Origin of the sequence: Blautia sp. HCN-1074 (assembly GCF_037890165.1) — a bacterium.
Taxonomy (GTDB): Bacteria; Bacillota; Clostridia; order Lachnospirales; family Lachnospiraceae; genus Blautia_A.
This window is the reverse complement of sequence record NZ_JBBKBP010000085.1, coordinates 1-404: the sequence shown is the minus strand read 5'-3', so window position 1 is coordinate 404 and position 404 is coordinate 1. Positions and strand designations below refer to the sequence as shown.

Here is a 404-nt window from a genome sequence, read left to right as displayed (position 1 = left end):
AGTAAAGTGTTCTTCTGGAGCAACCCAATTCTTCTGCATGAGTAGCATAAATATGACCGATGGACTGATGTTTCTCCTTGATCAATGGAACCAATAAATCATTCATGGATTGAATGCTTTCCGGAGTCTGGTTTATGCCGGCTCTGCAATCGACTAGCACGCTGCGGTACTCATCATGGGCATATTTGGATGAATAAAACCTTCTGGGCATAAGACAATGGGTCTTTTTACCACAGCCATTACATACGTAGGGTGGTTTATTCAGTTTCTCACATTCAGCTGTCTCATATGCGGGACATATATCAGTGCAGCGAAAGGATGGTTTTCTGCAAAGCTTACAATGAATGCCACACATCTTATCACACAAGCATGTCATCTTACAGTTCTTGCGATGAATACATGGC

1 pseudogene is annotated in these 404 nt (G+C 42.3%); it reads right to left on the bottom strand.

The features are described 5' to 3' along the window. Positions 1-404: pseudogene (locus WKT11_RS20140) on the bottom strand (IS30 family transposase); the annotation flags it as partial.